Raw genomic sequence first — 2,786 nt, forward strand, 5'->3', positions numbered from 1 at the left:
TAAATATAACTGCAGATATTGAAAACTTACCAACAGAAGGTGGAGAAGTTAATTTAACAGTATTTACTAAAAGAATTGAAAATAAACATATTTCTCCAGACAAAGTAAAACTTCAAGTATCATTAGATGGAGTTGTAACTGAAATAGGCAAAAATGTAGAAGTACAAGGTGAAAAAGCTAAAAAGACAGTTACTTTAAATTTCCCTAAAAATACTACTACAAAAGAACAAGTTTATACTATTAAATTTAATACAAACGGTTCTGAAACAATATTTCAAGATAAACCGGTATTCTTTATTAAGGTTGCTCCGGGTGAACAAATAATTGAAGAAAATGCAATTGTTAGAGTAAAACCTGACAATCAAAATTTACCGGCAGATGGTGGAAAAGCAAATTTAGAATTGATTACTAAAAGAGTTAATGATAATCATATTACAGCTGATAAAGTAAAGGTACAAGTACTATTAAATAATGTACCAACTGATTTAGGAAAAAGTGCTGTAATAACAGGGGACAAGGCTAGAAAGACTATTTCTATTGATTTTCCTAAAAATAATACTACTAGTGAACAAGTTTATACTTTAAAATTCAACACTAATGGCTCTGAAACAGCATTTCAAGATAATCCGACAGTAACTGTTACAGTTGCTCCAGGATCTGAAGAAAATAATATGGTAATAAACGAACTTAAAGTAAAAACTCCTAATATGCCTAAAGCTGGTGGAGATAATACTATTACTGTAAAAGGTGAAAATTTAGAGTCTGATAAACTTAAACTTGAAATTTTTAAGGTTGAAAATGGTGTTGAAAATAAAATTAATATGGATTACACTTTCAATGGAACAAGTAAAGTTCAAAGTGCTTCTTTAAATTTCCCTAAAGCAAATTCAAATAAGGAAGAAGTTTATAAGATTAGATTAAATGATAAAGAAGTTACCGTTACTGTAGGTGGCGAAGAAAGTGGAGATATTATAGATTTATTACCAAGTAATGTATATCTTGACAACAGTAAGACAAAAATAACTTTAAAATTTGATGAGAGGGTTTTTGAAGTTAAAGATAATGAAACTTTAAAAGCCGGTATTTCTTATAAAAAATCTAATTCTGATACTTTTACAAAATTAAAAGTAGAGGATAAAGTAGAAATTATTGAAGATAAAATTGTAATAACTTTAGCAAACCCAATTGAAATTCAAATAGGGGCAAAGATAAACTTTAAAGAAAGAATAATAAAAGATGGGAAAAATAGAGAAAATAGAGCTTTTGAACAATTTATAAAGGATGCGTTGCCAACAGTAAATGAAGCAAATATAGTTGAGGGTGAAGTTCTAACTAAAGTCGGTGGAAATGTAAAGGTTAAATTAGTTGGAGAAAACTTGAGTAAAGCTGTTAATGTCAAAATTCTAATAAATAATAAGGATAAAACTTTGAATTCAGAAATAACAAAATCAGCAGATGTAAAAGTAGAAGTTGTAAATAATACTGAGCAAATTATATCTTTTAAATTACCAGCTAATAAAAGCTTAAAAGCAGAAACTTATTCAGTTATGGTTTCTTTGGACGGTGGAAAAACATATTCTTCAGCAATTGGAGTAAATGTATTGGAAAATAGAGCTAAAAGATTAGTTGCAACAGTTTTACCTACTGATAAAATAACTGACAAACCTATCTTAAGTTTTATGTCAATTCAATCTTATGGAACATCAGGTGGTGGAACTGAACAGCCAGATGTAACTCACACATATACTCCTGTGGGTCAAGAAAGCAAGAAAACATGGGTTACTATGTTTGGAGCTAATTTCAATAAAGCCTTGACAAAGATAAAAATTGTAGATGAAAACGGAGTAGAATGGTATCCGTTGCAAAACGAAGGTACTTCAGACAGTATGGACAATTTCATAATGGTAAGTGCAGACGGTACGGGAATTTACGGTAATGGAAATACTCAAATGTTTGAACTTATTTGTCCAAGAAATGTTACAATCCCTACTAATCCAAATGGGAATGTTACTTTTAAATACTTAGTTGCTGTTGACGGTGAAAACTATGACCAAGAAGTTTTTGTAAGAGCGACTGTTGTAAATGACAAAGTTGACAAAAAAGAAAATATGACTGTGGAAGAAATTTCTGAAGTAAAAGTAAAACACGAAACAGAAGACGGAAAAGTGGTTTCTAAAGAAACAACTATTAAAGGTTATAAATGGTCTAAACTAAGATCTTTTAATGTAAGACCTATAGAAAATAATGCAAATTTTGAAGTTTTGAAATACAAGATTGTTAGAGTCGACGGAAGTGTTGAAGAAAAAGAAATTGGACATATCCACGAAGAAAAAGTTAGAGATATTAAAGAAGTAACTTTTATCTATAAGAGTAATATAAATCTCGATGAATTAAATAAAGCAATAACAAATGCGAATACTGCAAAAGGTACAGATAAATATAAATATGCTACAGAAGAAATTAAAAATGAGTTCGACAAGGCATTAGAAGAAGCTGTTAATGCTGTAGAAAATCCTGTAAGTCAAGAAAATGTAAACAATTTGGCAAAGGCTTTAAAGGAAAAGACAGAAAAATTAGACGGTGTTAAACCTGAAAATCCTGAAGAAGAAGTTAAGGTTACTGATGAAAAAACAAAAATTTCAGTTATAGGTAAAAATTTATCCGGAAAGGAACTTGTAGTTGAAAAAATAGATGCTAATCAAATTCCTTCTTTGAAAGGTAAAAATGTCTCATTATTTGATATTTCATTTAGAGATGCAGTTACAAAAGAAAAGGTAAATTTACCT

The 2,786-nt window shown here is 29.4% G+C and carries 1 protein-coding gene; it reads left to right on the plus strand.

The genetic code is table 11. The annotated features are described in order from the left end of the window. Nucleotides 1-2,786, plus strand: a 2,786-nt coding sequence (locus tag IBJ83_RS08270) for an N-acetylmuramoyl-L-alanine amidase family protein (protein ID WP_201276070.1), incomplete at both ends; no start/stop codon positions are given.

This window comes from Parvimonas parva (assembly GCF_016552165.1).
Classification (GTDB): domain Bacteria; phylum Bacillota; class Clostridia; order Tissierellales; family Peptoniphilaceae; genus Parvimonas; species Parvimonas parva.